Genomic DNA, 6,335 nt, shown 5'->3' with positions numbered 1-6,335 from the left:
CCGCGTCACAGCGTGTTGCCCGGCTGGTTGGCTGTGACCCTGCAGATGCCTGCGCTGACCATGGTCACCGTGGCGCCCGAGACCGTGCAAACGCCGGGCGTGGTGCTGGCGTAGTCCACCGGCAGGTTCGAACTGGCCGTGGCGGGCGGGCCGAGGTCGAAGCTGGCGCCGGCCATGAAGGGCTGGTCGGCCTGGGCCGGGAAGGTGATCACCTGCGGCCTGCGGATCTGCAGGGTCACGAAGATGCCGTTGGCCGCCAGCCACTGGCCGGGCACGCTGGGCAGCCAGGCTTCCAGCATGCAGGGGCCCGCATCCACCATGGTGACCGTGGTGCCCGAGACGGTGCACACGGCCGGCGTATGGGCGGTGTAGTTCACGGCCAGGCCGGAATTGGCCGTGGCGATCGGGCGGATCTGGAAGGTGTCGCCGGGCGCGGTGAGCACCTGGTCGGCCTGGGGCGGGAAGGCGATGGTCTGGGGGGAGACGGCGCGCAGGTCGGCGGACAGGCGTGTGATGAAGCCGTTTGCAACGCCTGCATTGGTCTCCTGTGCGCCACCGGCCATGCCCGGCAGTTTGCGGGAATAGGTATGGCCGCCCACCACCACTTCCCCGGAGGACGTGATGGCCAATGCGGTGATGGCGTCATCGGACTCGCCGCTCAGGAAGGTGCTCTGCTCCAGCGTGCGCAGGTCGGCGGACAGGCGTGTGACAAAGCCGCTCTGGAAGCCGAAGACGCGATTCGGCTGTGCACCGCCTGCCGTGCCCGGAAAGCCGGAGAATCGGGTATGGCCGCCCACCACCACCTCCCCGGAGGGCGTGATGGCCAATACGGTGATGGCGTCAGAGTCCGCAGCACCCAGGTAGGTGCTCTGCACCAGCGTGCGCAGGTCCCCGGACAGGCGTGTGACGAAGCCGTCCCCGCTGTTGCCGCGGATGAAGTAGTAGTCCGGTTGTGCGCCGCCTGCCGTGCCCGGCAGGTCGTTTGACTCGGTAGATCCGCCCACCACCACTTCCCCGGAGGGCGTGATGGCCAATGCGGTGATGTCGTCATTGAACGCTCCACCCAGGTAGGTGCTCTGTTTCAGCGTGCGCAGATCGGCGGACAGGCGTGTGATGAAGCCGTCCACCGGTCCGAAGAAGCCGTTGTCCGACCCAGGCTTGGGCTGGGCGCTGCCGGTGGTGGCCGGCAGGTTGGGGGAAGTTGTGGATCCGGCGACCAGCACGTCCCCTGAAGGCGTGAGGGCCAGTGCGTTAGGCGACTCCGCTCCGGTGATATAGGTGCTGCGCACCAGCGTGCGCAGGTCCGCCGAGAGCAGGGCTGCAAAGCCGTTGCGGGTATTTGGCGCTATGTCCGCAATGGCCCCCTGTGCCGTACCGGGGAAATCGGAGGAGCGCGTAGATCCGCCCACCACGATGTCGCCCGAGGGGGCGATGGCCAGGGCTGTCAGGTGGTCCTCATCGCCTCCCCCCAGATAGGTGCTCTGCACCAGGGTGCGCAGATCGGCCGACAGGCGGGTGACAAAGCCAGAGCCGCTTGCTGGCTTTGCCGGTTGCGCTCCGTTCTCCGTGCCAGGAAGATTTCCGCTCCAGATGGTGCCCCCCACCACCACATCGCCCGAGGGCAAGATGGCCATGCTGCGGGGGCCTCCATCGCCCAGATAAGTGCTTTGCTCCAGGGTGCGCAGGTCGCCGGACAGGCGTGCCACAAAGAGGTTGCTCGTGCCGCTGGAGGGCTGGGCACCGCCGGCGGTGCCTGGGAAATCGCTGGACTCGGTTACGCCGGCCACCAGCACCTGCCCCGAAGGGGTCACGACCAGGGCGTTAAGGATATCGTAGTCAGACCCGCCCAGGTAGGTGCTCTGCAGGAAGGGGTCGATTACCAGCGGCAGCGCCCGGTCATACGCCCCCAGTGCGAAACCGTAGCCATCGCCCTGGCTGTTGAGTGCGTACTGCACGGGCACCTCCACGCGCCGCCCCGCAACTTCCTGGAACGCCACGGGCGCCGTGTAGGCCACGTCGCCATGGCCTGTGGCGGCCACCAGTTCGCCGCCTTCGCCCAGGCGCAGGGACAGCGCGCCGGCCATCCGTACATGGATCTGCGAAGCGTCGGCTTGCGGGGCCACGTGGAAGAGCTTTTCCACATTGGCACCCCGCACGGCCAGTTCCACCTGCACGCCAGGCCAGGCCTGCCCCAGGTGCAGGTTGCGGTAGGTGGCCGGCTGGTAGCTGTGCGGGCCGCTGAAGCGGGTGATCTGGGTGGCGGCGGCCTCGCCGCCGGTGGGCGACAGCGGCAGTGCGCCGGCCAGGGTTTCGGTGAGGCTCCAGCCGGACACGCGCTGGGGGGGGCGGCGGGGTCTCGGGTGGTGCCTGGGGTTGGGTGCCAGAGGGTGTTTTGGGAGGATTCTTGGGGGGCGTCTGGGGAGGTGTCTCGGGCGGGGGGGCCGAGGTCATGCCCTGCTGCTGCGCGGGCGCGGCCAGGCTGTAGACGATCTGACCCTGGCGGGTGACGTGGATCGCGCCCGCGAAGGTGCGGCCCGTGAAGGCCACGGCAGGGTCGAACTGGCCGCTGTTGGCCTCGAACGGCACGGACAGGCCCTGCAGGGCCTGCTGTATCTGCCGGGCCTGGGCGGAGCCAAGCGCTGGCGAATGCACCCGGTGGGGGACAGGACTTTGGGCGGGGCCGGGTACGGCTTGCGCCAGGCCGGCCGATGCCCAGAGCAGGCATGCCGCCAGGGCCGGCTTGCTGCGGCGCCGCCTGGGCACGGAAGAGGGATGGAAACGCATGCTTTCTCCTTGGATGCAGCGAATCCAAGGCAAGCCATGGACAGGGGCGGGCAGGCGATGCACGTCCCGCCGAGGCGGATGCTTGGTGGAAACTGCGGTGGCAGGGCATGACCGGCGCGGGGCTTTCCGCGCTGCCGGTCAATTGCCGATTTCTACCGAGTGCCGCTTGCTTCCACCATCAGAACTATCTGGTTTTTGCACGAATCTGGCGCACCGTTCCCTTGCCACCACAAAAGGCGTGCGCGCGGGTTGGGGTGGGTCTTACCGGCCGAACTCGGCGGCCAGCTCCTTGGCCCGCGTTTGCGCCGCGCGCATGGCGGCCACGAAATGCTCGGGCACCTGCTGCGCCTGCAGGTGGGTGATGGCGGCGTGCGTGGTGCCGCCCTTGCTGGTGACGCGCTGGCGCAGCACCTCGGCGCTTTCGGTGGAGCGCGCGGCCAGTTCGGAGGCGCCCTGGAAGGTGGCCACGCCCAGGCGGTAGGACTGCTCGGCCGTGAGGCCCATGTCCACGCCAGCCTTCGTCATGGCTTCGAGGAACAGGAAGACATAGGCCGGGCCCGAGCCCGACAGGGCGGTGACGGCGTCCAGGTGCGCTTCCTGGTCGACCCAGACGAACTGGCCCGTGGTGGCCACGACCTGCTCGATGGCGCTCTTGCCCGCGGCATCGACCTCGGCACGCGCAAACAGGCCTGTCATGCCTTTGCCCACCAGGGCCGGCGTGTTGGGCATGGCGCGCACGATGCGGCCCGTGCCCAGCCACTGGGCGATGGCGTCCGTGGGAATGCCGGCGGCCACGCTCAGGTGCAAGGCCTGGGCGGTGTGCGGCGCCGCCGCCTGGGCGGCTTCCTTGAAGGTCTGGGGCTTGACGGCCCAGACCACGATGCCGGCGCCGTCCAGCGCGCTGGCGGCAGCCGCTGCATCGGCATGGGCCGTGATGCCGAAGTTCGTGCGCAGCGCGTCGCGTGCAGCCTCGAAGGGTTCGACGACGACGATGCGGTCTGCGGATTGGCCCTGGCCGATCAGGCCGCCGATGATGGCGCTGGCCATGTTGCCGCCACCGATGAAGGCGATGACAGGGGAGGCTGTGGAAACGGTGTTCATGCTGGTGGCGGTGGAGAAGGAAAACGAAGAGTTTAGAGCGTGTTCCCACCGTGCCAGCGCATGTCCACGCCATGGCTGGCGGCCAGGTCCAGGGGCTGTGCCGGGGCGCCGGGCCGCTGGCGCAGGGTGAGCGCGCAAGGACCCTCTCCGCGCGTGGCAAGGCGCTGGCGCAGTGCGTCGGAGGCCGCCAGCGCCTGCGCGCCTTGCAGCAGCAGATCGAAGCCCGGCAATGCCAACCGCGCGCCCTGGTTGTCCAGCCGCTGCAGCGGCAGGCCCGGGCCCAGCAGCGCCCGGTAGCGGTCCAGGCTGGCGTCCAGGTCGTGCACGGCGACGGTCAGCGAGGCCACGCCCAGCGCGCCGTTGGGATGCGCGCGCACGCTGCCCTCGGGCACGCGCAGCGCGCGCGGCGTGACGTCGCCGCACAGAAAGGGCAGGTCGGGCGTGGCGTGGCGCGCCGTCTGCCACAGCAGTTGCGCGCCGTCGGGGCGTACGCGGCCTCCATCCACGGGGCCGACCAGGGTGTCCAGCCCCCGCCCGCGCGCCTCGGCCAGGGCCTGGGAGGTGCTGCGGGGCAGCAGGGCGAAGTCCACCAGCCCTTCGCCATGGTCGCGCAGCGTGCGGTACCAGCGCTCTTCGGGGGCCGGGGCGGTCCAGGCAATGATCTCCAGGTAGGCGCCATCGGCAAAGACGACCAGCGCGTTGTGCGAGGTGCGGCCCGGATGGCGGCCGCCGATGGCGACCTGGAAGCCCAGCGCGCGGTAGTCCGCCACGGCGGCCTCGAGGTCCTGCACGGCGATGACGATGTGGTCCAGCGGAAGTGCCATGAATGCTCCTGTGTTGTAAGGGGGGGCCGTCCGGATTCTCAGTCTTCGAGCTGAATCTTGTTGTCCCGCACGAAGCGGCCCCAGCGCTCATATTCCTGGCGCACCCAGCGGTCGAGGGCGGGTCCGTCCGTGGCCATGACTTCGAAGCCCGACTGCATGAGCTTGCTGCGGATGTCGGGCGTGTTCAGCGTGGCCTGGAAGTCTTCGGTGAGCTTGTGCACCGTGGCGGCCGGCGTGGCGGAAGGCGCGAACACGCCGATCCACGAGTAGGCCTCGAAGCCCGGGAAGCCGGACTCGGCCACGGTGGGCACGTCGGGCAGCTCGGGCAGGCGCTTGAGGCCGGTCACCGCCAGCGGCTTGATCTTGCCCGCCGAAATCTGGCCGCGCAGCGCCGCATAGCTGAGCAGGGTGAGGTCGGACACATTGCCGAGCACGGCCTGCACGGCCGGGCCGCCGCCGCCGTAGGGCACGTGCAGCACGTAGGTGCCCGAGCGGCGCTTGATGTCCTCCATCACCAGGTGGTTCATGGACCCCAGGCCGGTCGATGCGTAGCTGTATTTGCCCGGGTTGCGGCGCGCCAGCTCCAGGAAGCCGGCCAGGTCCCTGGCGGGCACCGAGGCCGAGGCGCCGATCACCAGCGGAAAGCGAAGCGCCAGCGACACGCCCGTGAAGTCCTTGAAGGTGTCGTAGGGCAGCCGGGACTTGGCGATGGGATTGATGGCATGGGTGTCGAAGCTGAACAGCAGGGTGTTGCCGTCCGGGGCCGACTTGGCCACGTACTGGGTGGCGATCTGGCTGGCGGCGCCGGGGCGGTTCTCCACGATCACCGACCGCCCGGCCACCTCGCCCAGGCGCGGCTGCAGTATGCGCGCGGCGATGTCGGTGCTGCCCCCTGGCGGGAAGGTGATGACCAGCTTGAGCGGGGCGGCACCCTGCGCGGATGCCGTGCCGGACGGCCCCAGCAGGGATGCGGCGGCCATGGCCAGCAGCAGCTGGCGGCGTGAGGGGGGATGGGGCATGGTAAGGCTCCTTTTCAAGCGCATTGGCGGGCAGGAAATCGGGAATCTGTGCGTGGGGCTGGCGTCAACCCATCCACTGGCTCACCGGCACGGCCGTGTCCTGGAGCTCTTGCGAGATCACATCCACCAGCGCCGGGCCGTCGTGCATCAGCGCAGCCTTGAGCGCGGCTTCGAGGTCTGCCGGGTCCTCCACGCGCCATGCCTTGACGCCGAAGGCCTCGGCCACGCGGGCATGGTGGGTGCGGTTGAAGTCGACGGAGAAGTAGCGTTCATCGTAGCCGGACTTCTGGCTGGCCTTGATCCAGCCGAACACGCTGTTGGAGAACACGATCATCTTCAGCGGCACGTTGCGGCGCACGATGGTTTCCAGCTCGCCGCAGGTGAAGCCGAAACTGCCGTCGCCCATGACCGCGACCACCACGGAATCGGGCTGGCCGATGGCTGCGCCAAAGCCGGCGGACATGGCAAAGCCCAGCGCCCCGTGCGCGCGGTTGGTGATGAAGTGCCGGCCGGCCTGGGGCGCGTCGAAATAGGCCGTGAAGTAGGGGCAGGGCGTGCCGGGGTCGGCCACCACGATGGCGCGCGCGGGCAGCAGGCGGTTGAGCGT

The 6,335-nt window shown here is 69.4% G+C and carries 5 protein-coding genes; all 5 read right to left on the bottom strand.

Features of this window, described 5'->3' with window-relative positions:
• Nucleotides 1-5 precede the first annotated feature (5 nt).
• Complete coding sequence (locus L995_RS13790) at nucleotides 6-2,384, bottom strand: DUF7948 domain-containing protein (protein ID WP_442855514.1); 2,379 nt, start codon at nucleotides 2,382-2,384, stop codon at nucleotides 6-8.
• A 661-nt stretch (nucleotides 2,385-3,045) separates the two neighbouring features.
• Nucleotides 3,046-3,885: a pyrroline-5-carboxylate reductase gene (gene proC, locus L995_RS13785; RefSeq protein ID WP_047472303.1), complete on the bottom strand. Its 840-nt coding sequence runs from the start codon at nucleotides 3,883-3,885 to the stop codon at nucleotides 3,046-3,048.
• Nucleotides 3,886-3,917: 32 nt separating this feature from the next.
• A complete protein-coding gene (locus L995_RS13780; protein WP_047472302.1) occupies nucleotides 3,918-4,709 on the bottom strand; it encodes a VOC family protein in 792 nt (263 codons plus the stop codon).
• Nucleotides 4,710-4,747: 38 nt separating this feature from the next.
• Complete coding sequence (locus L995_RS13775) at nucleotides 4,748-5,728, bottom strand: tripartite tricarboxylate transporter substrate binding protein (protein WP_047472300.1); 981 nt, start codon at nucleotides 5,726-5,728, stop codon at nucleotides 4,748-4,750.
• A gap of 64 nt (nucleotides 5,729-5,792) precedes the next feature.
• Nucleotides 5,793-6,335, bottom strand: a 543-nt coding sequence (locus tag L995_RS13770; RefSeq protein ID WP_047472299.1) for a thiamine pyrophosphate-dependent enzyme, incomplete at its 5' end; no start/stop codon positions are given.

The organism is Delftia sp. ZNC0008 (assembly GCF_000799035.1).
Taxonomy (GTDB): Bacteria; Pseudomonadota; Gammaproteobacteria; order Burkholderiales; family Burkholderiaceae_C; genus Comamonas; species Comamonas tsuruhatensis.
Note: the sequence above shows the minus strand (reverse complement) of the source record. Positions and strands in the feature narration are given on the sequence as shown.

Coding starts and splice junctions, on each gene's coding strand:
- proC (WP_047472303.1), bottom strand. CDS start 3,885: ATGAACACCGTTTCCACAGCCTCCCCTGTCATCGCCTTCATCGGTGGC.
- L995_RS13780 (WP_047472302.1), bottom strand. CDS start 4,709: ATGGCACTTCCGCTGGACCACATCGTCATCGCCGTGCAGGACCTCGAG.
- L995_RS13775 (WP_047472300.1), bottom strand. CDS start 5,728: ATGCCCCATCCCCCCTCACGCCGCCAGCTGCTGCTGGCCATGGCCGCC.